The following is a 24,555-nucleotide window of genomic DNA, read 5'->3' as shown; positions in this document are numbered from 1 at the left end:
TGTGACTAATTACGGATAAAATTGTTGATTTATATTTAAATATTCCTGAAACAAGAAAAAAGTGGCAAGACTTTTTAGTTTCTAAAGGCATAAATAACTTTGGCTCACGTGAAATTAACGTGATTGATCACACAGTTGGTCTAATTGATGACAATGGCAAGCTTGTAGGTACTGGTAGTATAGCTGGTAACGTCTTAAAGTACATTGCCGTTACTAATGAAAATGCGGTCCAAGGTGCACGCTTCAGTCAAATAGTAACTGCACTGCAACAATATTTGTATAGTATAAAGTGCTATCACAGTTTTGTTTTCACTAAAGCACAGTATGCTGCAAGTTTTTCTCATTTAGGATTTAACGAATTAGCAAGAACTGACGAGGCTGCTTTTTTAGAAAGTGGCACGCCGAATATAGATGATTTTGTGTCAAACATTCCTAACCCTGATAAAGGAAAAAACAAAAAAGTGGCTGCAATAGTGATGAATGCAAATCCATTCACTAAAGGACACCAACAATTAGTGGAACTTGCTAGTAAGGAAAATGACTTGGTATATGTATTTGTTGTCCAAACGGATGCTTCGCTTTTCAAGACTGATGAGCGCCTTAACTTAGTTAAGCAGGGGACAGCCGATTTTAAAAATGTGTTAGTTATTAGTGGCGGTGACTATATGGTTTCTAAGTCGACGTTCCCAGCGTATTTTTTAAAATCATCTGATGAACTAATAACTACGCAAACCCAAATTGATGCACACGTTTTTAAAAATTTTATTGCCCCTAGTCTATCAATTACAAGAAGATATTTGGGAACAGAACCATTCTCGCGAACGACTAGTTTTTATAATCAAAGCTTAAGTTCAGTACTTAATCCTGAAATAGAAGTTAAGATCATTAATCGTTTTCAAGCTAATGAACAAGTAATTACAGCCACATATGTTAGGCAACTAATAAAAGAAGATAAGCTAGCTGAAATTGCATCTTTTGTACCTAATTCCACAATGCAATTTATTAGTGCAAATAAAGAAGCGTTACAAACTAGGATTAGGAAAGGAATGAATATTAATGGAAATTAAAACTACTGGAGTTGCCGGAACTTTGGAATCATCTGATATACAAATTATGATTTCAAAAGGAGATGATGGCATTCAGATTGACCTTGATTCAGAAGTAATTAAGGCATATGGAAATCAAATTAAAAAAGTCATTACTGATACCCTTGAGAAATATGGTATTGATAATGCCAAGGTTAAAGCAGTTGACAAAGGAGCTCTTGACTGTGTGATTGCTGCTAGAACTTTAGCAGCTGCGCAGAGAGCAACTGAAACTTCAGATAAACCAGAATTGGGGGTATTGCAATAAATGACTTACATTAAAAATCGTTTGCGGCGAACAATGATGTTTGTGCCAGGTAATAATCCGGCAATGGTAAAAGACGCTGGTATTTATGGTGCTGATTCAATTATGCTTGATTTGGAAGATGCCGTTTCTTTAACAGAAAAAGACGCTGCTAGAATGTTAGTCTTTAACGCAATTAAGACAGTTGATTTTGGCGGTGCAGAAATTGTAGTCAGAATTAATGGGCAAGACACACCTTTTTATGATGAAGATGTTAAAGCAATGGTACGAGCTGGGGTTGACGTCATTCGATTACCAAAAACAGAATCGGCTGACATGATTCAAAAGTTAGTTACAGATATTGAAAATGCAGAAAAGGAATACGGTGTAGAAAAAGGTTCAATTGGGGTAATGGCAGCAATTGAAAGTGCTAAAGGGGTACTCAATGCACCAGAAATTGCTACAGCAACTCCATTAATGATGGGACTAGCTGTTTCAGGTGAAGACTACACTGCAGATATGCATACACACCGCTATCCAGATGGTCGAGAACTAGAATTTGCGCGTAACATGGTCTTACAAGCCGCCCGTGCAGCAGATGTCTATGCATTTGATACTGTCTTTTCAAATATGAATGACACGGAAGGCTTTTATAGAGAAACTAGGTACATTTATGAATTAGGCTATGATGGTAAGTCTTTAGTTAATCCTCGCCAAATTCCAATGGTTAATGAAGTCTTCAATCCTTCAAAAGAAGAGATTGAAAATGCAATGGCCGTCCAAAATGCGATTAGTGAAGCCAAGGCAAAGGGCTCTGGTGTTATCTCAATGAATGGAAAAATGGTTGATAAACCAGTAGTCGAAAAGGCTAATAGAGTAATCGAAACAGCTAAGGCTTCAAATTTAATTGATGAGGAGGGCAATTACATTGGAAAATAAGGTTAAACGTAATCTACCAGATGAATTGATGTCTGATATGAAATTAAAACCGTTTGAATCAGTTGAAGTTGGAAACCCAGAAATTAAAAGGATTGCGCCAAAAGTTCATGTTACAACCGGTGAAAACAAAGTAGTTGATTCATTAGAAGAAGTTATAAAGAAGACTCTTAAAGATGGAATGACTATTTCGTTTCACCATCACTTTAGAAATGGCGACTTTGCTTTTAATAAGGTAATGGACTTAATTATAAAACTTGGCTACCAAAATTTGACGCTGGCACCATCATCATTAACTAGTGTGATGAATGATAAAGTCATTGAAGCAATTCAAAAAGGAGTAATTACTAATATTACTTCTTCAGGGATGCGTGGCACTTTGGGCGACTTTGTCTCCCATGGTGGTCTTAAAAATCCAGTTGTTTTCAGATCTCACGGAAACCGAGCTCGTTCAATTGAAGAAGGCGAAATTAAAGTTGATGTTGCCTTTTTGGGCGTTCCAAACTCTGATCCCGCTGGTAATGCCAATGGTCAAGAAGGAGACGCTGTTTTTGGCTCATTAGGTTATGCACTTATTGATGCACAATATGCTGATAATGTCGTTCTTTTAACAGATAATATCATCGATTACCCTAATACTCCTGCTTCAATCAAACAGACTCAGGTAGATTATGTGGTTAAGGTAGATCAAATAGGGGATGCAGATAAAATTGGTTCTGGAGCAACTCGTTTTACCAAGGATCCAAAAGAATTGAAAATTGCTGAGATGGTCAATCAAGTTATTGTCAATTCACCATATTATAAGGAAGGATTTTCATTCCAAACTGGATCTGGCGGTGCTGCGCTTGCAGTTACACGCTACTTAAGACAATCCATGATTAATGATGGAATCACAGCTTCTTTTGCTTTAGGCGGTATCACAAAGCCAACCACAGACTTGCTTGATGAGGGCTTAGTAAAAAAGATTATGGACGTTCAGGATTTTGATAAGGGTGCTGCGGCTTCAATGGCAAAAAATAAGAATCAGCAAGAAATTGATGCTTCTTGGTATGCTGATCCGCATAATAAGGGAGCAGTAGTTAATAATTTAGATGTTGCAATTTTGTCTGCACTACAAATTGATACCGATTTTAACGTAAATGTTATGACTGGTTCAGACGGTGTCATACGAGGAGCGATTGGTGGTCATCAGGATGCTGCTAATGCAAAAATGACAATAATTACAGCACCTCTAGTTAGAGGCCGAAACGCAACCGTTGTTCCATCTGTTGAAACAGTTGTTACACCAGGTGATTCAATTGATGTTTTGGTCACTGAGCGTGGCATTGCCATTAACCCGAAAAGAAAAGACCTAATCGAAGCATTCAGTAAAGTTCCTGATCTTAACATCGTTGATATTACAGAATTACAACAGATGGCTGAAAAACAAGTTGGTATTCCAAGACCATTAGAATACACTGACAGAACAGTTGCTTTGATTCAGTATCGTGACGGAACAATTATTGACACAATAAAACAAGTGAAAGATTAAAAGTAAAAAGTGGGGACAACGATACTTGTACCCACTTTTTATTTATAATTATTAAAAAGGAGGGAATATCAAGTTGGTAAAATCAATCTTTACTGAAGGTCAAAAACAGGACATTTTAGCTGTTTTAGCTGATAAAGATAAGCGTGTAGACATGCAAAAACAGTTATTTCGGCAATTTCCTAATAAGACGCTCTTAGATGTTAAACTCAATATCCCAGGGCCAATAAAAAACAACTGCTACTTAGAGCAGTTGTTCTCAGCTGGAATAACTAATTTGGAAACAATCATGCAAGCGCATCGATTATCTTTTCAGTTAGTTGAAAGTTGGGATAAGCCGACAGGTTGCGAGAATTTTTATTTACTCAGTAACGATGCAACTGAAGTTAAGCAAACTGCTATTGAGTTTGAGAAGCAGTCAAAACTAACTAGACTGTTTGATGCCGACGTCTTAGTAAAAACGGGTCAAACAGTGGAAATTATTTCCAGGTCAACTTTGAAATTACCTAGCCGCACTTGTTTTCTGTGTAATCGACCAGCCAAGGAATGCGCGCGTGCAAGAAGTCACACCGTTGACGAGTTGCAGAATTATATAAGTAAAATCTTTGGTGAAAGTGTTTAACTAAAACTCTTATTTTTACGTAAAACTTGTTCAGCGATTCCACTATTGGTTATCAGATGCGTAATCATGTCGCCTCTGAGTGCTCCAAGAAGTGCATCTTCTTTGAAATGATTTTTTACGATGATAAAACGATTAGGTACCTGCATTAAAGTATCTAAGTTAATGCCGCAAATATGTGGTTCAATTGGTTTGTAAAAGTTACCATTAATGTCATAGGGACGACCGAAAACAATTCCCGCAACTTGATGACTATCAACATTTTGCAAGACACTTTTAGCATAATTGTCCATAAAAAACTCGTTAGATTCAAGCGATTGCATAGTTCCAAGGCTTGCACAAACCATGTCAAGTTGGTCAAACATTTCTTCAGCGTGGACATAAAATGGTTCTTTCTTTAATTCTGTTACTGTACTTGTATTAACAGAATAAAGTGGCGCAGGAAAAGTCAGACATTTAGCATTAAATTTGTCTGCAGCTTCCTGCACCAATTGGTTTTTCCTTTTGCCTGCATTGACAGCTTGACCTAGAAGCTGCACGAATGTTAAATCTTCACGATTAGCTTCAGAAAAGTCGTTAATAACATCGCGTAAAAGTGCACCCCACGTTAAACCAACTACATGCGCAGATTTTGTATAATTTTGAATTTGCTTTGCAGCATAGCTAACAATTACTTCATTATCTTGGTTTTTGGTTTCCAGATCTTCTAGGATGTAAACTTCCTTTAGATTGAATTGCTTGCGAAATTCACTTTCCAGTTTTTGCGATCTTTTTGGTGTTTGCGCGATACTAATTTTTACAATGCCCTTGTTTCTTGCGTCTTCGAGTGACTTTGTAATCAAATAACGCGATAAGTTATATTTCTCTGATATATCTGCAATATTCATTTGACTTAAAAAATAGTCATGTGCAATATTGGCAAGCTGTTCATCTGTTAATAATGTCATTTTTAGATTCCTCATCTTTGATCTTATTTTTAAATTATATTCGAAAAAAGCGCTTCATTCTACATTAAAAACAGGATTTAGCTTAAAATAACAATTTAAAAAACCACTTTTAATATTCTTATTTTCTATTCGAGTATATCACAGAAGGTTCCGTCAGTAATTTTTTGTAAATCATTTGGATTTAAAAAAACACTCCTGCCAATTTTTCCACTTGAAACAGCAATTTCTGTTTCTTTTTCCATACTTGAATCAAGAAAAATTGGAAAATGGTGATTAAAATGGATTCCAATTGGCGTATTGGCACCGTGAACATACCCAGTAGTTTTCACAAGATCCTTTAAAGGAAGCAATTCGCATTTTTTGTTACCTGAATTTTTAGCTAGCTTTTTCATGCTTAAATGCTCAGTAACAGGAATAACACCAACTAGAGGACCGGTCTTATTGCCTGAACATACAAGTGTCTTATAGACCAAATGTTCATTCTCGTTTAAAATAGATGTATCCATTTGCGCTACACCACCAGAATCTTCGTGTGTAGCAAATTTTGCTGGACGATAAGATATATTGTTGCGTTCAAGTATTTTTTCTACCAACGTTTTTTCAATATTATTTTTCTTCTTAGACATAATTATCACCTTAGTTAAATATTAGCATTGATGAGGGTGGTTGAAAAAGGGAGTTTTGTCATGAAATTATTAGTTATAAAAATAGAAACAAGTCATGAAGTTGAAGATGCGCTTACTGTCTTTAGTCAAGACGAATTGAACTGCCTAGGCACTGAAACACGTAAACGCTCTGATTTTGAAAATGCAGGTGAACAGAAAGATTCAACCATTGTACAACTTGATGAAATTGAAAACTTGCCTGAAGATTTAGAGTTCTTTTCATATTTTAATGAAGATGCGGATCGCGATAGTTTAATTGAAAGTTATCAAGCTAAATTAACGGAGTTAAAGTCTTATGGTTTAGACATAGGCTTAAATCAAATCAGTTCTTCTTATATTGAAGACAAAGACTGGAATACGGTTTGGCAAAAATTCTATCATGTAATCAATTTTTCGCGTCACTTGGCAATTGTTCCAGAATGGGAAAATTATCAACCAAAATTTCCTGATCAAAAATTAATCAATTTGGACCCAGGCTTGGCTTTTGGTACTGGCGGACATAAGACAACTCAGCTGGCAATGATGGGGCTAGAACGTGCGCTTATTGAACCTAAGAGTGTGATTGATGTTGGAACTGGGTCTGGAATTTTAGCAATTGCTGCTTCACTTCTTGGCGCAAACAAAGTTGAAGCAACAGACATTTCAGATGAGGCAGTTACATCAGCACAGACTAATATTGCACTTAATCACATAGGTAATATTGAGGTTAGAAAAGCAAGTTTATTAAAAGACGTCCATGGAAAATTTGATATTATCGTTGCTAATATTTTAGCGGAAATTTTGCTCGACTTAATCCCGCAATTAGATGAACACTTGAATGAAAATGGGCAAGTAATTTTTTCCGGGATAGATTATTTACAATTAGATAAAATCAAAGACGCACTTATTAAAAACGGCTTCCACATTGTTCTAACAATGCAACAGGATCGTTGGGTTGGATTAGTAATCGAGCGTATCGAAAAATAAAAGTTAAATTTAGATAAAAAGTACTATAATATTTAATTAAGTTAAGTAAGGAAAAAGAATTGATCGATAAATTAGAACAAATAGCACTAATTAAAAAATTGAATCAACATAAACCGATGCCGATTATTTGGTGGACATGCTTAGTGCTTGTTTTGCCTCTCTTATGTAGTTTATTAGGAATTCAAACAGTTTGGCGTGTAGGTTTATTATTTGGTGTTTTTAATTGCGTGGTCAGCTATCAAGTAGGAAAGTTAATTAAAACACTTACCCTGAAGCCATATTGGCTGTTTTTTTTACCAATTTGTTTTTGTTTACTAGTATTATTAAAGTATGCAAAATACAATCTGTTATTTGGGCTAATTTATCTAATTTTTGAAGTCTTTGGCTTGATGGACAGACAAATCTATAAATAGAAGGGGCGGATTCGATGTCAAAATACGTTGAAATGACGCATGAACAGGTAATTGATGCCTGTAAAAAATATCTTGATGATGAGCAGATTGCTTTTATCGAAGAAGCATATCAATTTGCAAAGAAAGCGCACGCAAATCAGAAACGTGCTTCTGGACAACCGTATATTGTCCATCCAACTCAGGTAGCTGGTACATTAGCTAATTTAGGTCTTGATCCAGATACAATCGCTGCAGGTTTTTTACATGACACTGTTGAAGATACAGATGTAACTAATGATGAATTAAAAGAAAAATTCGGAAAAGACGTTGCTTTTATTGTTGACGGTGTGACCAAGCTAAATAAATACGAGTACAAGTCTCACCAAGAGTTTTTAGCCGAAAACCACCGAAAGATGTTAATCGCAATGGCTAAAGATATTCGTGTAATTATGGTTAAACTAGCCGATCGTTTACACAATATGCATACGCTTGAGCATTTAAGACCTGATAAGCAACGGCGTATTGCTTCAGAAACGATGGACATTTATGCGCCACTTGCTGATCGTTTGGGTATTGGAACAATTAAATGGGAACTTGAAGACTTGAGTTTTCACTATTTAAATCCTAAGGAATATTACCGTATCGTTAATTTGATGAGTTTAAAGCGAAGTGAACGCGAAAACTATATCAATGATACGATAAATACCTTGAAAAGTAGTTTAGATAGCTTAGGAATCAAGTATGACATTCAAGGACGTCCAAAACACATTTATTCCATTTATAAAAAAATGGTTAATAAGCATAAGGATTTCAATGAAATCTATGACTTACTAGCTGTGCGCGTTATCGTGGATACTGTCAAAGATTGTTATGCTGTTCTGGGTGCAGTTCACACTAAATGGAAGCCAATGCCAGGACGCTTTAAAGACTACATTGCCGTACCTAAGGTTAACGGCTACCAGTCACTCCATACCACAATTATTGGGCCTGGTGGGCGTCCACTTGAAATTCAGATTAGAACTGAGCAAATGCATGAAGTTGCTGAATACGGTGTTGCCGCACACTGGGCATATAAACGTGGCAACTTTAACGGAGTTGAGCAAACCGATTCTAATGAAAAGCTTGACATGGTGCGTGAAATTCTTGAGCTTAAAGATGAAACTCAAGATGCCAGTGAATTCATGAAAAGCGTTAAGAGCGAGATTTTTTCTGATCGTGTTTATGTTTTCACACCAAAAGGTGAGGTATACGAATTACCAAAAGGTTCTGTAACTCTAGATTTTGCCTATGAAATCCACACTCAAGTTGGTAGTCATGCTGTTGGCGCTAAGGTTAACGGCAAACTTGTTCCACTTGATTACAAATTGAAAAACGGCGACGTCATTGACATCATGACTCAGTCCAATGCCAGCCCTTCACGTGACTGGATTGATCTTGTAAAAACATCTCGTGCACGTAATAAGATTAGACGCTACTTTAGAAACCTTGACCGTGAAAATAGCATAGAACAAGGCGAACAAATGGTATCCGACAATTTGCGTGAGCAAGGTTTTGCCCCTAAAGAATTTATGGATAAGGAACATATCGATAAATTATTGGAAGACATGAACTATCACACGGTCGATGAAATGTACGCTTCTATTGGATTTGGTGATCTTTCGGCAATCAGTGTCGTCAACCGGTTGACTGCTGATATACGGCATGAAAATGAGCGAAAACGACAAAAAGAGCTTGAGGAAGAAATTTTAAATTCCGGTCAAAAGGCAGTTTCAGAGTCAAATGCCAAAAATAGTTCTGCGACAATGAAAATCAAGCATAAAAATGGTGTGATGATTCAAGGAATCAGTGACCTAATGCTTCATTTAGCCAAATGCTGTAATCCTGTTCCGGGAGACGATATAGTTGGTTACGTTACTAAAGGGCGTGGAGTTACTATCCACCGAAGTGATTGCCGCAACATTGCAAATAATAAAGATAGTCAAGGGCGCCTAATTGAAGTTGAATGGGAAAACGTAGAAGAAAGTAGCGCACAATCATTTAACGCAAATATTGAAGTTTTTGGCTATAATCGCAGTAAATTACTTAGTGATGTGATTACGATGCTAAACTCATTGACTCCAAATATTAATAATCTTTCTGGTAAAGTGAATGAGGACAACATTGCCCATATTTATGCTACAGTTGCGGTTAATAACTCAGCTAAGTTAGATCGTATTTTAGCCAAATTACGCGACATTCCAGATGTTTATGAAACTAGAAGGGCAGATAATTAATGCGAGTTGTAATTCAAAGAGTTAATCATGCAGATGTTAAAATTGACGGAGAATCCGTTGGTAAAATTGAAAAAGGTCTTCTTTTACTCGTTGGCCTAAAAGAAGGAGATAACCTAGAAACAGTCAAAAAAGCAGCTGCTAAAATCTCTAAAATGCGTATTTTTGAAGATGAGAATGGCAAAACAAATTTAGGCATTAACGACATTGACGGTAAAATTTTGAGTGTTAGTCAATTTACTTTACTTGCGGATACCAAAAAAGGAAATCGTCCGAGCTTTATTGAAGCTATGCGACCGCCAAAATCCAAAGAACTTTGGGAAGCTTTTAACCAAGAACTTGAAGATAATGGTTTAGAAGTTGCAACCGGAGAATTTGGTGCAGATATGAAAGTAAGCCTTGAAAACGATGGTCCGTTTACTATTGTTTTAGATTTATAAGAAGTTCAACCTAAATCTAGTTGACATTTTTACAGCAAAAATATATTCTTAAAAAAGAATTATCAATGACAAAGACTGAAGATTAGCATTTTTATTGACAGAGACCGTGGATTGAGCTGAAAAAACGGATAAAAGCTAACTGTGACCCCTTTACCAGATAATAAATCGTTTCGCGAGCGTTATTCGCAGCAGGTAAAAGGTGGTACCGTGCTAACTCAGAGCGCCCTTGATTTTATTCAAGGGCGCTTTTTTTATTAGAAGGATGATTAAATGAAAGTACAAAAGCCGAAAGGAACAGTTGATATTCTGCCAGACCAATCTGGTTCTTGGGAAAAAGTAGAACAAATCCTGCGTGATTTTTTTAAACAGGCAAATTACCGTGAAATTCGTACACCTAGTTTTGAAAACTACGAAGTTTTTTCTCGTTCGAGTGGTGAAACCTCCGATGTAGTTGAAAAAGAAATGTATGACTTTAATGATAAAGGTGGGAGACATATTGCCTTAAGGCCAGAGGGAACTGCCGGTGTAGTTAGAGCTTACGTCGAAGATAAGCTTTATGCACCCGAGGTTGTTAAACCGCTTAATGTTTACTATATTGAGTCAACATTCCGCTATGAACGACCACAAGCAGGACGTCAGCGTGAGTTTCATCAAATTGGTATTGAAAGCTTTGGTTCCGACAATCCATTGGCAGATGTTGAAACAATTGTATTAGCTCATGATTTGCTAGCTAAATTAGGTGTGAAGAATTATGAATTGCACCTTAACACACTAGGCAATGAAGAAGTTCGTCAAAATTATCACGATGCTCTTGTTAACTATTTTGAACCATTAAGAGATCAATTATCCGATGATTCAAAAAGAAGATTGGAGAAAAACCCTCTTAGAATTCTAGATTCAAAAGATGAGCAAGATCAACAATTTTTGGATGACGCTCCTAAGATCATCGACTATCTCAACGATGAGGCAAAGGAAAACTTTGACAAAATTCTGGCAATGCTGGATCAGTTAGGCATCAAGTATGTAATTGATAATGATCTAGTACGTGGGCTTGATTATTATACTGGCGTGATTTTTGAATTCATGGTTGAGGACAAGAGTATTTGGCAATCTAAATCAACAATTTTGGGTGGCGGTCGCTATAATCACCTAGTTGAAGAATTTGATGGTCCTGCTACACCAGCTGTTGGTTTTGGTATAGGTGAAGAGAGACTGATGCTTGTACTTCAAAAACAAAATCCAGCACTATTTACTGATGAGGGAATTGACTTTTTCATTACTAATATCGGTGAAGGTACTGAAATTAAAACAGTAGAAATTGCACGTGCACTACGCAAGCAAGGCTTTAAAGTGCAATACGATGTTGACCAAAAGAAGCTTAAAGCTCAGTTTAAAAAAGCTGATCGAGTTCACGCTAAATATGTAATTACCCTTGGCGAAAAGGAAGTTGAAAACGAAACTTTGAATATTAAACGCCTACAAGATGGTAAAACACTAGATTTAAAGTTTAGTGATATTGAGAACATGCAAGAAAATATAGCAAAATTAAAGGACTAATATAAATAATGGAAAAAAGAACAAATTACTGTGGCAATATTACCGCTGACTATTTAAACCAAGAAGTTAATCTTTATGGCTGGGTTCAACGCGTTCGGAACTTGGGTAACCTCGTTTTCATTGATTTACGTGATCGGGAAGGAATTGTTCAAGTTGTTGTTAACCATGATTCTGGTAAAGAATTAATGGAAGCAGCAGACTCACTTGGTAACGAATATGTTATTCAAGTTAAGGGTAAAGTGGTTAAGCGCTCCAGTGTCAACCCTGAAATGAAAACTGGTGAAGTTGAAGTTGATGCTAGTGAAATCATTGTTTTAAACAAGTCACAGAACCCACCGTTTGAAATTAAGGATAATATTGAAGTAAGTGAACAAACCAGATTAAAGTATCGTTACTTAGATTTGCGTCGTCCTAACTTACAATCAGCAATTATTTTGCGGGCAAAAATCTTACAAGCTACCCATGAGTATTTCGATCAAAACGGATTTATTAATATTGAGACTCCTGTATTAGGTAAGTCTTCTCCTGAAGGGGCACGTGATTATTTAGTTCCTTCGCGAATTTATCCTGGAAGTTTTTACGCTCTACCTCAATCACCACAATTATTCAAGCAACTGTTAATGGGTGCAGGTTTTGATAAGTATTATCAACTAGCAAGATGTTTCCGTGACGAAGATTTACGAGGAGATCGTCAACCTGAATTTACCCAAATTGATATGGAAACTTCATTTACTGATGAGCAACAAGTACAGGATTATACTGAGGGCTTGCTCAAAAAGATCATGAAAGATGTTATGGGAATTGATTTGAAGACTCCAATTGACCGTATTTCATGGACTGACGCAATGAATAATTATGGTACTGATAAACCTGACATTCGCTTTGGTATGTTAATTCATGATTTAAGTCCTATTTTTAAAAATAGTGACTTTAAGGTCTTTTCAGGTGCAATCGCTGATGGCGGCTTTGTTAAGGGAATAGCTGTTAAAAATGGTGCGCAGGCATATTCGCGTAAGCAAATTGAAAAGAAACAAGATTACATCAAACGCTTTCATGCTAAAGGTCTAGCTTGGGTTAAATTTGAAGATGGCGAATTTTCTGGTCCAATTGCACGCTTCTTGAATGATGAAAATCAGAGTGCACTAATTAAGGAATTTGGCCTTGAAGGTGGAGAGCTTCTTGTCTTCGTAGCTGATAAGTGGAAGGTTTGTTGTGACTCACTTGACCACTTGCGTCGTGAGTTTGCTAAAGAAACAGATATTATTCCTAAGCATGAATTTGATTTTGTCTGGGTGGTTGACTGGCCATTATTTGAATATGATGAAGGAATTGGTAGATGGATTGCTGCTCACCATCCATTTACGATGCCTGACGATGAGGGTATTGAACTACTTGATACGGATCCACATAAGGCACATGCGCGTAGTTACGATATCGTAATGAATGGTGATGAACTTGGCGGTGGTTCAATCCGTATCCATAAGCGTTCAATCCAAGAAAAAATGTTTAAAGCACTGGGCTTTACTAAGAAGCGTGCCTATGAACAATTTGGCTACTTACTTGAAGCCCTAGACATGGGATTTCCTCCACATGCTGGTTTAGCAATTGGATTAGATCGTTTTGCAATGCTACTTGCCGAAAAAGATAATATTCGTGATGTACTTGCTTTCCCTAAGAATGCAAATGCCTCTGAACCAATGATGCATGCACCGGCACCTGTAGCCGAACAGCAGTTAACTGACTTAGGTGTTAAGGTAGAAGATCAGTACCGTGAAGCTGCTGCCCAAATTGATGCCAAGTTGCAAGAACAGGCAATGAAAGACTATGCATCCCATTCAACTTGGGAAGAATAAAGATCAATGAAAAGCATGAAAATGTATTTCATGCTTTTTTATTGCTTAAAAAAGGGATTAAATTAATGACTGAAAAATATCATCGTGCTTTTGGCTGTTACGGCATTATTGGTAATAAAAAGGACTTAGTTGTAATAAAGAAATTAGGAGGACCCTATATTAATCGCTATGACTTACCCGGTGGTAGTCTTGAAGATGGGGAAGAATTAAACCATGCCCTTGTTCGTGAAGTGAAGGAAGAAACGGGATTGAGTGTTTTAGATTTTCACCAAATTGGAGTAACTTCATTCAGATATCCATGGGATTACGAAAAATGGCATTTCAATCAACATATTTGTGTTTTTTATGAAGTAACTAAAACTGATGGTAGTTTAGCAGCAGAAGTTGACCAGTTTGAAGGTCAAGATGCATTGGGTGCAGTCAGAGTGAGTCTAGATCAGCTTAACTTGGAAAACTCTTCGCCATTAGTATTGAAGGCTAAAGAATATTTACTTAAAAGAAATTCGTTTAGTCTAGCAGATCAAACATTTAAAAAATGGCCAATACTTAAAAAAGCTGTTTTTTAAAGCACAAAAAAATCAACTTGCTAATGCAGTGATCCCCAAAATTTAGGACAAATTTAATTTGCTTTTTTTATTCCTTAATAAGCATGCCTTTTTCACCTAATTTTACTTGTACTGAAATCAAGAAATCTTGTGTTTGCAACAATATATAATTATTAAACCAAAATAAACTATAAATTGCGGACTATTTAACAAAATGAAAAATTTTTTATATGAATTATTTAGAGAGAATACAGGACATACTGAGTTGTGAGTCAGCAGAAGAAGATATTTATTCATCCTGCTACAAAGATTCTAATTAGATGGTCTTTCTAAGAATATCATAGTTGATTATGTCGATAGTGGACCGGAAGTTTTTAAACTTTTTGGTAACTATAAATACTATATTGCAAGTGTTATAACAAAAATATCCGAATTTAAAATAGAGGTAAAATAACTATGAAAATAAATAAAGTTTTAGTCACAGGTGGAACAGAATATATAGGCTCCCATACAGTTTTAAGACTGTTGGAAAGTGGTTATGAAGTTACAGTTATAGATAATTTGAGCAACTCTAGTGTTGAAGTATTAGATAGTATTAAAAAACTAACGAAAAAAACTGCAAAGTTTTATAGAATTGATTTGTTAAATAAAGCAGAGCTAGAAAATGTATTTGCTGAAAATAAATTCGATGCAGTAATTCATCTTGCTGCATACAAAGCCGTTGGTGAGTCAGTAAAAAATCCGTTAATGTATTATGATAATAACTTGATTAGTACATTGAATGTATTGAGCTTAATGAAAGAATTTAATATCGATAATTTTGTATTTGCTTCATCAGCAACTGTATATGGAGACCCTAATAAAATTCCTATTACAGAAGATGAAGCGATAAAGCCTGAAAGCCCTTATGCTAATACCAAGGCTATAATTGAAAGTATTATGAAAGATTTGTCAAAGGAAAAACTAAATTCAATTAGTTTACGCTTTTTCAATCCTTTAGGTGCTCATCCAAGTGGAGAAATTGGGGAAGAGCCTAGTGGAATTCCCAAAAATTTAGCTCCTTTTATTGCTCAAGTTGCTATTGGAAAAATTGAAAAATTGAAAGTATTTGGAAATGATTATCCTACCAAAGATGGCACTTGTATTAGAGACTATTTGCATGTAATGGATTTAGCGGAAGCCTTTGTGTGTGCACTTCGAAAATTAGATGAATCTCCTAATGGTTATGAGGTTTTCAATATAGGCAGTGGGTCAGGATATAGCGTATTTGATATTGTTCATGCGTTTGAAAAGTGTACTGGTAAAAAAATAAACTATGAAATTATCGGAAGAAGACCAGGGGATGTTCCAGAGTTAAGAGCTGATTCTAAAAAAGCCAATCATTTATTAAAGTGGCAGCAAACAAAGAATTTAGATGAAATGTGTAGAGACACATGGAAATGGCAATCAAGCCATCCTAATGGCTATGAAAGTAAATAACTATGATTGAATCAAAGTTTTTATTTTGATAATTTAAAATGGTAAAGTAACAAAATAAAAACTTTGAATTGACGCCTTATCCTTTATGAATAGCGGAAATGGACAGAATGTCTCTAGCAAATAGGGGGTATTTTGGATTGTAGGATTGTTATTTCCTATAATGACTTAAAAAATGCTGCAAGAATTTGATATATTTCTAAATCTAAGACAAGCTTAATATTATAATTGAAGACTAACACCTGATATTCAGGTTGTGTTAGTCTTTTTAGTTTTGTCATAAAATCCTGCTTGTTTACAATCCATGAAGCTGCTGGGTGCGCCTTCTAATATGTAAATATCATTAATTACTTTGAAGATGACGAAGAAAAAGCTCGCTAGCCTGTTATTCTTACTAGAAACGATGACTTTTTTAATTGAATAATTGTTCACTTTTGTTATGAGGCGTTACATTTTTGAGTTTAATATCATGATATCCATTTTCACAGCACAATTAGCCAACGCTTAGGGGATTCCTCTATGAATCGCTGTGTGGTTTGATTGATGTTATCATAATAAGTCGCTCCTCAAGGTCACCAGAATTAAAATTAATCAACAATCAAGCTAAAAGGACTAACTTCGATTGAATATCGTAGTTAGTCCTCAGTTAACAGCTAATATAAAATGTCCTAATTTAGGGTTCGCATCAATAGCAAGTTGCTTTTTTCTTACTTCAAATTATCTAAGAAAGCTAGAGCTGCGCTGTAATTTGGCTCATTAGTCATTTCTTGAATTAGTTCTTGATAGATAACTTCTTGATTGCCATCAACAATCCAAATGCTTCTAGAATCAATACCAGCTGACTCAATGTATAATCCCATCTTCTTACCAAAGTCAAGCTGTTCATCTGATAGTAGTTCCATTTTAGCAACACCTTCAGCAGCACACCAGTCTTTTTGTTCTTCAGGAGTGTTAGTAGAAACAGTATAGAAGTCAATGCCTTCATACTTATCTACTTCACCATTAAAGCGCTTGGTTGAAATACTGCAGACACTAGTGTTAATGTTTGGTACAACACTAATCAAAGTTGGCTTAGTAATTAAATCAGCCATCTTAACCATTGATCCATCAGCCTTTTTAACTTCAAAATCAGGTAACTTTTCACCAACAACAGGTGGTTGACCATTAGTTGTTAATGGTTCGTTTTTCATTGTGATTTTCATTAAATAAATCTCCCTTATATAAATAATATAACACTACTTATTTTAACTCAAAAAAGAGGAGATACCCAAACAATAAGTTTATTCTTTCTCTAGAACGTCGTCCACATAGTTGGTAATTCTTTCAACTGCCATTCTCAAGTGTTCTTCAGAAGAGGCGTAGGAGAGACGAACATAGCCCTCTCCACCTTCACCAAAGTAGCTTCCAGGAACAACACCAACTTTTGCCTTATTTGCCAAATCAGTTGCAAATGCAACATCATCTGAGCCAAAATGTTCAGGGATTTTAGCAAAAATGTAGAAAGCACCTTCAGGTGTTGCCATGGTAAAACCATTCTTTTCAAGACCCGTTTGAATGATGTGAAGACGCTTTTCGTATATTGCGCGTGCTTCTTCATAGTCTTGCTCACCATCTTCTAATGCTTTAGCAGCGGCAATCTGTACGTTATCTGTTACAGAAGTAATTAAGAAGGAACTTACTTTAACAACTGTCTTCATAATTTCGGCTGGACCAGCAATATAGCCAATTCTCCAACCAGTCATTGCAAAGCTTTTTGATAAACCAGAGAGTATAAGAGTACGTTCTGGAATAATTTGCGAAAGTGAATAGTGCTTCTTGTCGTTATAGGTTAATTCCGCATATATTTCGTCACTAAGTGCAAACAAATTGTAGTCTGTAATAACCTTAGCCAACTGCTCAAGTTCTTCTTTATCATATACTCGACCAGTTGGATTTGAAGGATCAGTAATAACTATTGCCTTAGCACCTTTGCCCTCATTTTCCATTACTTGCTTTAAATGGTTAGCCGTCAAAATGAAATTATCTTCTGAAGTTTCAACTTCAACCGGAATACCACCAGCCATTTTAATAATTCCAAAATAAACGCCCCAAACGGGTGTTGGAACAATTACCTTGTCGCCAGGGTTAAGTACGGACATCAATGCAACATTCAGTGCTGCTGTAACTCCGACAGTAGCACAAATTTCATTGGCTGGATTGTAATAAACACCTAGACTATCATCCAAATATCTACTTACAGCGTTTAAATACTCTTTCTTACCAGCCTCAGGTGCATAGTGTGAGTCATCACTTTTTATATCTTCAATCGCGGCTCGTTTTATGCGTTCGGGTGTTTGAAGATCTGGCTCACCGACAGTCAGTTTAATAATTCCTGGAATCTGTGAAATTTTATTGCTGAAGGCACGAATTTCTGATTTTGGAATTTCATTAATCTTTTTGTTAATTGTATTGGATAAACTTTTTGCTAAAGTTGGCATAAAAACGAACCTTTCTTAATTTTTTTATTCAGATACAATTATAACCTAGTATCGTTCGAGGAAAAGTATAAATTAACATTAATTTATTAAGCTTTATGACTGGTTATTAAAAGAAACTTTGTTATAGTTGATTTAGAAGGTGAAAAAATGGATCAAGAAAAGAAAAACGAAAGACTAAAAAACCTGTCAAAAGACCAATTTGAAGTTACTCAACACGCCGCAACTGATTATCCTTTTAAGGGCAAGTACGATGATTTCTATCAAAAGGGCATTTACGTTGATGTCGTTTCCGGAGAACCTCTGTTTTCTAGTGAAGATAAATATGATGCTGGCTGTGGTTGGCCAAGTTTTACAAAGCCAATAAAAAAATTAGTTTACAATCGCGATCAGTCGCTAGGCATGGAACGTACAGAAGTAAAGAGTCCAGACGCTGACTCACATTTAGGACACGTATTCAATGATGGGCCAGTCGACCAAGGTGGTTTGAGGTACTGCATTAATTCATCGGCTTTAACTTTCATTCCATATGATGAACTTGAAGAAAAAGGTTACGGTGAATACAAGAGGCTTTTTGACTAAAAAGGCAATAAAAAACTGCATTTCAATTATTGAAGTGCAGTTTTTAGTTTAAACAATTTCTTGTTCCTTAAAGCTACCATATACTTTTTCTACTTCAGTGACACTCATGAAAGCATAGGGATCACTTTTCTTAACGATTTGTAAAACGTCGTACATATCGTAACGATCAATGACTGTAATCAAAACTTTTTTCTCAATATGACTATAGGCTCCTTCAACATCATGAAAAATTGTGATCCCACGGTGCATCTTTTCCTGAATACCATCAATAATTGCCTGAGGCTGATCAGTGACAATTGTAACTTGCAATTTTTGATGTTGGGTATAAATTGCATCTATTACTCGTCCGTTGATAAAAATTGTCAAAGCAGAATATAAGGCGCGATTCCAGCCAAAAGCAAAGCCCGCCGCAGCAATAATAATCAAATTGATCATAATGCTAACCTTACCGTAGCTTGCACCGGTTTTTTTCCGAATCACAATGCCAATAATATCTAGTCCACCAGTTGAAATCCCGTTCTTTAGTGCAAATCCGGTTCCCATACCATTGATCATGCCACCAAAAAGTGCACAAACTAATGGGTCTACATGCATATCTATTGGATGAATTACACGCATCATAATCGAGCCCAAGATGACTGTGATTATTGTAAACAAGGTGAATTTATGACCTATTTTAAGCCATGCAATTAAAAGTAATGGTAAGTTTAACGCAAAGTACATTACAGACGTTGATAAAGTGAAGGGTAAAAAACGTGAACTCAGCGTATTAATCAACTGTGCAAAACCGGTAATTCCCGATGAATACATATGGCCAGGCTGCCAAAAGAAATTTAAGGCAATTGCAACTGCTAATGAATAGAAAAAAGAAGCGGAGATTTTGGAAAGTAGGCTGTAACGCCTATTGAAAGTATCTAGTTTGTCCATTAAATTTTGAGTCCTTTATAATTTAGCAACATCAATTCGGTCATAATATCAGTTTCAGCAATTAATTTTAACAAAAAAGCAACCAGGTTTTAGACTGATTGCTTGATAAATGCAAAATTGCTTTTAGCTTAAGCTCACTGAACTTTATCTAAAACCGTTGCACTTTATACTAACACTATTATTACTTGAAATAATCTCAATTTCTAAGATTTTAAAATTAATCTTGCCAATGTTCTTTTATAAAGGCATCACGACCACCGGATTCTTCTAGTTGGTATCTAAGTGGATCTTTTTTATAAAAGTCTTGGTGATATTCTTCAGCTGGGTAAAAGGGACTAGCCGGTTCAATACTTGTGACAATCGGATCAGAAAATTTATTACTATTTTGTAAATCGGCCTTAGATTTTTCAGCTGCCTCTTTTTGCGCAGGAGAATTATAAAAAATTACCGGACGATAATTATCACCACGATCTTGAAATTGACCGGAAGCATCAGTAGGATCAGTTACTTGCCAATAGTATTGTAGTAATTGAGCATATGGCATAATTTCAGGATCGAAAGTAATCTCTACCGCTTCAGTATGTCCAGTTGTTCCAGAGCAAACTTCTTCATATGTTGGATTAGCAACGTGACCACCGGTGTAGCCAGAAACAACTTTTTTGATTCCGGGTAAGGAGTCGAATGGCTTTACCATACACCAAAAACAACCACCAGCAAATATTGCTGTATCAAAGCCGTGATTGTCAGATTGTTTGTTAGTCATATGTTCACACTTTCTTTTTAAAAAGCACTTAAATTGATAATTAGACTAATTGTATTTCAAGGAGCAATAGTCCGCAAGCAATAGGGTTTACGTAAGAATTCAAAATAGCTTCAATATTAATTAGTCTTCGATACCCAAGTGGTCTAAAATCAAAGCAGCAGTTTCTTCTATTGATCGATGGGCAACATTGATGACAAAGCAGCCCAATTTATCGTAGAGCTTTTGAGCAGAGTCAAGCTCAGCCTTAATTGCATCAGTATTTGAATAAGTGGTGTCTGGGTTTAAGCCATAAGAAATCATTCGTTGACGTCTAATTTCGTTTAGAACAGATAAATCATTTGTGAGACCGATAATTTTCTTTGGATCCACCTGATATATTTCTTTAGGAATATGAGTATCAGGAACTAAAGGAAGATTAGCAACTTTCAAATTTTTATTTGCTAAGAACAAGGAAAGTGGGGTTTTGGAGGTTCTTGAAACGCCCAGTAGCACAACGTCAGCTTCCAAAAATCCTTTCGGATCTTTACCATCATCGTACATAACTGCAAATTCCATCGCAGAAATACGATCAAAGTATTTTTGATTCATTTTATGTTGCGCACCAACTTTCATTTGTGGACGAAGTCCAGTAACCTTTTGGATTGCTTCGACAGCAGGGGAAAGAATATCGATGCTCTCAATATGATGTTCACGTACAAACCTAATAACTGGAATCTGCATTTCATCTTTTACTAAACTGTAGATGAGAATTAGATTTGGATATTGCTCAATTTCTTTAAATGTTTCTTCAAGCTTTTCCTTGCTAATAATAAATGGGTATCTACGATAGTTGATTTCTGCATCAGGGAATTGGGCTGCAGCAGCAACTGCATTATTAAACGCTGTATCTCCCGCAGAATCGGAAATAATTACTATGTTAACTTCTTTTTTTGGTGTATTTTCAGCCATTATTTGCTCCTTTTTTATTTTAATTATACATTTTAATAAAAATCTTTTACAGATTTAGTAGAAAAAAATAAGAAATCGCAAAAAATATTGCTCTTTTGTATTGACCGTGGAGGATGGTTTGATATAATTGATATAAATGTATGGCGGTAACGTCAAGAAATGGAAGGAGGGATCACATATGGCCAAGACAGTCGTTCACGAAAACGAGTCTATTGATGATGCTCTTCGTCGTTTCAAACGTTCCGTTTCAAGAAGTGGTACTTTGCAAGAATACCGTAAACGTGAGTTTTATGAAAAACCTAGTGTCCGCAGAAAGCTGAAATCTGAAGCAGCTCGGAAGCGTAAGCATTATTAATAACCAAAAACTTCTATCAAGCTGATAGAAGTTTTTTTGTGCCACAAATACTAGTTTTATTGCTAATTTGCTAATCATTACTTATAGAATTTGGTATAATTTAGCTATACTTTTTAGAAAGAGGGAGTTTACTTTGAGTTTATCTGAACAAATAATGTCTGACATGAAAGAAGCAATGAAATCTCGCGATAAGATTAAATTGAATACCGTAAGAATGATTAAGTCTGCTTTAATGAACGAAAAGATTAAGGTTGGTCATGATCTTACCCCAGATGAAGAACTAACAGTTCTCAACCGTGAGAAAAAACAACGTGAAGAATCAATCGAAGACTTTACAAAAGCTAAACGTGAAGATTTAGCTGAAGATACTAAGAAAGAACTTGCTGTTGTTGAAAGCTATATGCCAAAACAACTTTCAAAAGAAGAACTTGAGGACCTTGTTACTGAATCAATTAAAGAAGCAGGTGCAACAAGTAAATCTGAATTTGGCAAAGTAATGAAAGTGCTCATGCCAAAAATTAAGGGTAAAGCTGATGGTAAAGTAGCTTCTGACGCAGTTCGCAATCACCTTAACTAAAGAAAAGGAGCAATTATTTGGCTCAAACTACTTTTATTCCTAAAAATGCTGAAAATATTCAAAAACTTGTAGGGGTTAATGATAGAAACTTAAGCATACTGGGCGAAGGATACGATGCAGCAATTGTTGATACCGGAAATCAAATCGTGATTGAAGGCAATGACGATAGTATTAAAAAGACGCTGGCTGTTTTGAAAGCTCTTGACAACATTGTTAGTGCTAATATTAATATTAGTGCTCCAGATGTTGTTAGTGCAATGAAAATGGCTGAAAAAGGCACAATTGAGTATTTCCCTGATCTTTACAAACAAATTCTAATTCGTGATGCTAAAGGTAAACCGATTAGAATCAAAAATATGGGACAGAAACAATATGTTGAAGCGATTGAAAAGAATGACGTTGTTTTTGGTATCGGTCCAGCTGGTACTGGAAAGACTTTTTTGGCAGTTGTTTGCGCAGTAGCAGCTTTTAAAAAGGGTGAAGTATCTAAGATTGTTCTTACTAGACCTGCCGTTGAAGCAGGGGAATCACTTGGCTTTTTGCCTGGTGATTTGAAAGAAAAAGTTGACCCGTATTTGCGTCCAATCTATGATTCTCTCTACTCAATTTTAGGAACGAATACAACAGATCATTTAATGGAGCGTGGGGTAATAGAAGTTGCACCTTTGGCTTATATGCGTGGCCGTACACTCGATGATGCTTTTGTAATTTTAGATGAAGCACAAAACACGACTGATGCACAAATGAAAATGTTTCTAACTAGACTTGGCTTTAATTCAAAAATGATTGTTAACGGCGATATGACGCAAGTCGATTTACCTGGTCGTCAACGTAGTGGCTTAATTGATGCTCAACATATCTTAAAGAATATTAATCAAATTAAGTTTATTCATTTCTCAGCTAATGACGTTGTAAGACATCCAGTTGTTGCTAAAATTATCAGTGCGTACGAAAAGGAAGAAGAAAAACATTGATTACACCAATCGATATTACCTATAACGATGAGGTTGGCTTTTTAAAAGATAGTAATGAAAATTGGGAAGATTGGATTTCTAAGCTTTTGTTACTTGCTAAAAAGGAAATTGGCAAAGACACCAATTTAGAAATGAGTATTAATTTTGTTGACGAGGAGCGTAGCCAAGAAATTAATAAAAAATATCGTGGAAAAGATCGCCCAACAGATGTAATTTCATTTGCCATTGAAGATGGGGGCGATAATTTGGATTTGGCTATTTTCAGCGACGATCCTGAATTTCGCGAAGACATCGGTGATCTTTTTATGTGTCCTAGTGTAATCAAGCGTCATAGTGAAGAATATGGCACGGGCTGGAATCGTGAATTTGGCTATACACTTGTTCATGGTTTCCTACATCTTAATGGTTTTGACCACATCGATCCAGTGGAAGCAAAAGAAATGTTTGGCATTCAGGGCAAAGTTTTGGAAACTTATGGCTTGCCATTATACCCTGATCAATTGGATGAAGGCAGAGGTAAATAATGTCTCAAGAAACAAAAAATAAATCAGGTTTTGTGGCCCTAGTTGGGCGACCAAACGTTGGCAAATCGACTTTGATGAACTTTTTAGTTGGTCAAAAAGTGGCAATTACTTCTAATAAGCCGCAAACAACCAGAAACAAGATCTCCGGTATATATACTACAGACGATATGCAGGTTGTCTTTGTTGATACACCAGGAATTTTTAAGCCACATTTAGAACTTGACGACTATATGGATAAGGCAAGTCTTTCAAGCCTAAAAGATGTCGACTTAATCTTGTTTATGGTGGAACCAGAAAAAATGGGGCGCGGTGATGAGTATATTATCGAACAGCTTAAAAAAGTAAATGTTCCGATCCTTTTACTTATCAACAAGGTTGATCAAGTTAATCCTAATGAACTTTTGCCAATAATTGATGAGTATCACAAGCTTGATGTTTTCAAAGAGTTTTTACCAATATCTGCTACTCAAGGCATTGGAATTGCTGACTTAATCGAAGTATTGCGTGAATATTTGCCTGAAGGACCAGATTATTACGATCCTGAACAAATTACAGATCGTCCAGAATACTTCATGGTTGCTGAACTGATTCGGGAGCAGATCTTAAAATTGACCGCTGAAGAAGTTCCGCATGCTGCAGCTGTTTGGGTTGAGCGAATGAATCAACATGAAAATAACAAGCTACAAATTGAAGCAACAATTTATGTTGAAAAAAGTGGTCAAAAAGGCATCATCATTGGTAAGGGTGGTGCCATGTTAAAACAGATTGGCATTAAGTCGCGCAAACAAATTGAAGAACTCCTAGGTGAAAAAGTTAATCTTAAGCTATGGGTAAAAGTTCAGCGAAACTGGCGCTCTGATCCAAGATTTTTGAAGCAAATCGGTTATAATTCCAAGGATCTTTCGTAA

The 24,555-nt window shown here is 35.9% G+C and carries 26 protein-coding genes; 19 read left to right on the top strand and 7 right to left on the bottom strand.

What is annotated here, in order from left to right; translation table 11 throughout:
• Positions 1–8: 8 nt before the first annotated feature.
• From citC to citX, 5 genes are all read left to right on the top strand, one after another.
• Positions 9–1,067: a [citrate (pro-3S)-lyase] ligase gene (gene citC, locus H3R25_RS02830; protein WP_198194389.1), complete on the top strand. Its 1,059-nt coding sequence runs from the start codon at positions 9–11 to the stop codon at positions 1,065–1,067.
• Positions 1,057–1,353, top strand: a complete 297-nt coding sequence (gene citD / locus H3R25_RS02825) for a citrate lyase acyl carrier protein (protein ID WP_198194251.1) — start codon at positions 1,057–1,059, stop codon at positions 1,351–1,353. Before citC ends, citD begins: the two co-directional genes overlap by 11 nt.
• Positions 1,354–2,268 carry an aldolase/citrate lyase family protein gene (locus H3R25_RS02820; protein WP_198194250.1) on the top strand — a complete coding sequence of 305 codons (915 nt, stop codon included), beginning with the start codon at positions 1,354–1,356 and terminating at the stop codon, positions 2,266–2,268.
• Positions 2,258–3,796 (top strand): citrate lyase subunit alpha, encoded by a 1,539-nt coding sequence (citF, locus tag H3R25_RS02815; RefSeq protein WP_305067119.1) that lies wholly within the window; start codon positions 2,258–2,260, stop codon positions 3,794–3,796. Before H3R25_RS02820 ends, citF begins: the two co-directional genes overlap by 11 nt.
• Positions 3,797–3,869: 73 nt before the next feature.
• Positions 3,870–4,415, top strand: coding sequence for a citrate lyase holo-[acyl-carrier protein] synthase (gene citX, locus H3R25_RS02810; protein ID WP_187157958.1), 546 nt, complete (start codon positions 3,870–3,872; stop codon positions 4,413–4,415).
• Here citX and H3R25_RS02805 read toward each other — a convergent pair.
• Both H3R25_RS02805 and H3R25_RS02800 read right to left on the bottom strand, forming a co-directional pair.
• On the bottom strand, positions 4,412–5,359 hold the full coding sequence (locus H3R25_RS02805; protein WP_187157957.1) for a sugar-binding transcriptional regulator: 948 nt from the start codon (positions 5,357–5,359) through the stop codon (positions 4,412–4,414). The two genes, citX and H3R25_RS02805, sit on opposite strands and share 4 nt — an antisense overlap.
• 125 nt (positions 5,360–5,484) lie before the next feature.
• Positions 5,485–5,985 carry an aminoacyl-tRNA deacylase gene (locus H3R25_RS02800; protein WP_187157956.1) on the bottom strand — a complete coding sequence of 167 codons (501 nt, stop codon included), beginning with the start codon at positions 5,983–5,985 and terminating at the stop codon, positions 5,485–5,487.
• Between the two features lie 60 nt (positions 5,986–6,045).
• Between H3R25_RS02800 and prmA the strand changes: the two genes are divergently transcribed.
• The 8 genes from prmA (at position 6,046) to galE (ending at position 15,526) form a co-directional block, all read left to right on the top strand.
• Entirely contained in the window at positions 6,046–6,990 is a 945-nt protein-coding gene (gene prmA, locus H3R25_RS02795; protein ID WP_187157955.1) for a 50S ribosomal protein L11 methyltransferase, read from the top strand.
• Between the two features lie 59 nt (positions 6,991–7,049).
• Positions 7,050–7,403 (top strand): hypothetical protein, encoded by a 354-nt coding sequence (locus H3R25_RS02790; RefSeq protein WP_228150042.1) that lies wholly within the window; start codon positions 7,050–7,052, stop codon positions 7,401–7,403.
• A 14-nt stretch (positions 7,404–7,417) separates the two neighbouring features.
• Positions 7,418–9,655, top strand: a complete 2,238-nt coding sequence (locus H3R25_RS02785; protein WP_198194248.1) for a bifunctional (p)ppGpp synthetase/guanosine-3',5'-bis(diphosphate) 3'-pyrophosphohydrolase — start codon at positions 7,418–7,420, stop codon at positions 9,653–9,655.
• Positions 9,655–10,092, top strand: coding sequence for a D-aminoacyl-tRNA deacylase (gene dtd / locus H3R25_RS02780; protein ID WP_198194247.1), 438 nt, complete (start codon positions 9,655–9,657; stop codon positions 10,090–10,092). The genes H3R25_RS02785 and dtd overlap by 1 nt, the downstream gene beginning before the upstream one ends.
• A gap of 270 nt (positions 10,093–10,362) precedes the next feature.
• A complete protein-coding gene (hisS, locus tag H3R25_RS02775) occupies positions 10,363–11,649 on the top strand; it encodes a histidine--tRNA ligase (protein ID WP_198194246.1) in 1,287 nt (428 codons plus the stop codon).
• A gap of 8 nt (positions 11,650–11,657) precedes the next feature.
• Positions 11,658–13,502: an aspartate--tRNA ligase gene (gene aspS, locus H3R25_RS02770; protein WP_198194245.1), complete on the top strand. Its 1,845-nt coding sequence runs from the start codon at positions 11,658–11,660 to the stop codon at positions 13,500–13,502.
• A gap of 65 nt (positions 13,503–13,567) precedes the next feature.
• Positions 13,568–14,068 (top strand): NUDIX hydrolase, encoded by a 501-nt coding sequence (locus H3R25_RS02765; RefSeq protein ID WP_198194244.1) that lies wholly within the window; start codon positions 13,568–13,570, stop codon positions 14,066–14,068.
• Between the two features lie 435 nt (positions 14,069–14,503).
• The gene (gene galE, locus H3R25_RS02760) at positions 14,504–15,526 is read left to right on the top strand and encodes a UDP-glucose 4-epimerase GalE (RefSeq protein WP_198194243.1); all 1,023 of its coding nucleotides are present in this window, start codon (positions 14,504–14,506) and stop codon (positions 15,524–15,526) included.
• A gap of 704 nt (positions 15,527–16,230) precedes the next feature.
• Here the strand turns inward: galE and tpx are convergent.
• Positions 16,231–16,725 carry a thiol peroxidase gene (gene tpx / locus H3R25_RS02755; RefSeq protein WP_198194242.1) on the bottom strand — a complete coding sequence of 165 codons (495 nt, stop codon included), beginning with the start codon at positions 16,723–16,725 and terminating at the stop codon, positions 16,231–16,233.
• Positions 16,726–16,803: 78 nt separating this feature from the next.
• Complete coding sequence (locus H3R25_RS02750; protein WP_198194241.1) at positions 16,804–18,000, bottom strand: aminotransferase class I/II-fold pyridoxal phosphate-dependent enzyme; 1,197 nt, start codon at positions 17,998–18,000, stop codon at positions 16,804–16,806.
• Positions 18,001–18,147: 147 nt separating this feature from the next.
• Here H3R25_RS02750 and msrB point away from each other — a divergent pair, with 147 nt between their 5' ends.
• Positions 18,148–18,579, top strand: a complete 432-nt coding sequence (gene msrB / locus H3R25_RS02745) for a peptide-methionine (R)-S-oxide reductase MsrB (protein WP_187157947.1) — start codon at positions 18,148–18,150, stop codon at positions 18,577–18,579.
• 48 nt (positions 18,580–18,627) lie between these two features.
• On the opposite strand, the gene H3R25_RS02740 is transcribed toward msrB, so the two are convergent.
• The 3 genes from H3R25_RS02740 to H3R25_RS02730 all read right to left on the bottom strand — a co-directional run bounded on the left by H3R25_RS02740 (position 18,628) and on the right by H3R25_RS02730 (position 21,217).
• Positions 18,628–19,506: a YitT family protein gene (locus tag H3R25_RS02740; RefSeq protein ID WP_074425302.1), complete on the bottom strand. Its 879-nt coding sequence runs from the start codon at positions 19,504–19,506 to the stop codon at positions 18,628–18,630.
• Positions 19,507–19,723: 217 nt separating this feature from the next.
• Positions 19,724–20,269 (bottom strand): peptide-methionine (S)-S-oxide reductase MsrA, encoded by a 546-nt coding sequence (gene msrA / locus H3R25_RS02735; protein ID WP_198194240.1) that lies wholly within the window; start codon positions 20,267–20,269, stop codon positions 19,724–19,726.
• A gap of 120 nt (positions 20,270–20,389) precedes the next feature.
• Positions 20,390–21,217, bottom strand: a complete 828-nt coding sequence (locus H3R25_RS02730; protein ID WP_046306951.1) for a pyruvate, water dikinase regulatory protein — start codon at positions 21,215–21,217, stop codon at positions 20,390–20,392.
• A gap of 178 nt (positions 21,218–21,395) precedes the next feature.
• Between H3R25_RS02730 and rpsU the strand changes: the two genes are divergently transcribed.
• The 5 genes from rpsU (at position 21,396) to era (ending at position 24,555) form a co-directional block, all read left to right on the top strand.
• The gene (gene rpsU, locus H3R25_RS02725; RefSeq protein WP_046306945.1) at positions 21,396–21,572 is read left to right on the top strand and encodes a 30S ribosomal protein S21; all 177 of its coding nucleotides are present in this window, start codon (positions 21,396–21,398) and stop codon (positions 21,570–21,572) included.
• 133 nt (positions 21,573–21,705) lie between these two features.
• Positions 21,706–22,149: a GatB/YqeY domain-containing protein gene (locus H3R25_RS02720; protein WP_046306943.1), complete on the top strand. Its 444-nt coding sequence runs from the start codon at positions 21,706–21,708 to the stop codon at positions 22,147–22,149.
• A gap of 17 nt (positions 22,150–22,166) precedes the next feature.
• Positions 22,167–23,123, top strand: coding sequence for a PhoH family protein (locus tag H3R25_RS02715; RefSeq protein ID WP_198194239.1), 957 nt, complete (start codon positions 22,167–22,169; stop codon positions 23,121–23,123).
• Entirely contained in the window at positions 23,123–23,647 is a 525-nt protein-coding gene (gene ybeY, locus H3R25_RS02710; RefSeq protein ID WP_198194388.1) for an rRNA maturation RNase YbeY, read from the top strand. The genes H3R25_RS02715 and ybeY overlap by 1 nt, the downstream gene beginning before the upstream one ends.
• Positions 23,647–24,555 carry a GTPase Era gene (gene era, locus H3R25_RS02705; RefSeq protein ID WP_074425305.1) on the top strand — a complete coding sequence of 303 codons (909 nt, stop codon included), beginning with the start codon at positions 23,647–23,649 and terminating at the stop codon, positions 24,553–24,555. Before ybeY ends, era begins: the two co-directional genes overlap by 1 nt.

Origin of the sequence: Lactobacillus sp. M0390, from assembly GCF_016102085.1 — a bacterium.
GTDB classification, from domain to species: domain Bacteria; phylum Bacillota; class Bacilli; order Lactobacillales; family Lactobacillaceae; genus Lactobacillus; species Lactobacillus apis.
This window is presented reverse-complemented; position numbering and strand designations above follow the sequence as displayed.

Bases quoted from the DNA above. Each gene is read 5' to 3' on its own strand.
- aspS (WP_198194245.1), top strand. From the start codon at position 11,658: ATGGAAAAAAGAACAAATTACTGTGGCAATATTACCGCTGACTATTTA.
- citD (WP_198194251.1), top strand. From the start codon at position 1,057: ATGGAAATTAAAACTACTGGAGTTGCCGGAACTTTGGAATCATCTGAT.
- era (WP_074425305.1), top strand. From the start codon at position 23,647: ATGTCTCAAGAAACAAAAAATAAATCAGGTTTTGTGGCCCTAGTTGGG.
- hisS (WP_198194246.1), top strand. From the start codon at position 10,363: ATGAAAGTACAAAAGCCGAAAGGAACAGTTGATATTCTGCCAGACCAA.
- dtd (WP_198194247.1), top strand. From the start codon at position 9,655: ATGCGAGTTGTAATTCAAAGAGTTAATCATGCAGATGTTAAAATTGAC.
- H3R25_RS02740 (WP_074425302.1), bottom strand. From the start codon at position 19,506: ATGGACAAACTAGATACTTTCAATAGGCGTTACAGCCTACTTTCCAAA.
- H3R25_RS02765 (WP_198194244.1), top strand. From the start codon at position 13,568: ATGACTGAAAAATATCATCGTGCTTTTGGCTGTTACGGCATTATTGGT.
- H3R25_RS02785 (WP_198194248.1), top strand. From the start codon at position 7,418: ATGTCAAAATACGTTGAAATGACGCATGAACAGGTAATTGATGCCTGT.
- tpx (WP_198194242.1), bottom strand. From the start codon at position 16,725: ATGAAAATCACAATGAAAAACGAACCATTAACAACTAATGGTCAACCA.
- msrA (WP_198194240.1), bottom strand. From the start codon at position 20,269: ATGACTAACAAACAATCTGACAATCACGGCTTTGATACAGCAATATTT.
- H3R25_RS02820 (WP_198194250.1), top strand. From the start codon at position 1,354: ATGACTTACATTAAAAATCGTTTGCGGCGAACAATGATGTTTGTGCCA.
- galE (WP_198194243.1), top strand. From the start codon at position 14,504: ATGAAAATAAATAAAGTTTTAGTCACAGGTGGAACAGAATATATAGGC.
- rpsU (WP_046306945.1), top strand. From the start codon at position 21,396: ATGGCCAAGACAGTCGTTCACGAAAACGAGTCTATTGATGATGCTCTT.
- H3R25_RS02750 (WP_198194241.1), bottom strand. From the start codon at position 18,000: ATGCCAACTTTAGCAAAAAGTTTATCCAATACAATTAACAAAAAGATT.
- H3R25_RS02730 (WP_046306951.1), bottom strand. From the start codon at position 21,217: ATGGCTGAAAATACACCAAAAAAAGAAGTTAACATAGTAATTATTTCC.
- msrB (WP_187157947.1), top strand. From the start codon at position 18,148: ATGGATCAAGAAAAGAAAAACGAAAGACTAAAAAACCTGTCAAAAGAC.
- prmA (WP_187157955.1), top strand. From the start codon at position 6,046: ATGAAATTATTAGTTATAAAAATAGAAACAAGTCATGAAGTTGAAGAT.
- H3R25_RS02805 (WP_187157957.1), bottom strand. From the start codon at position 5,359: ATGACATTATTAACAGATGAACAGCTTGCCAATATTGCACATGACTAT.
- H3R25_RS02800 (WP_187157956.1), bottom strand. From the start codon at position 5,985: ATGTCTAAGAAGAAAAATAATATTGAAAAAACGTTGGTAGAAAAAATA.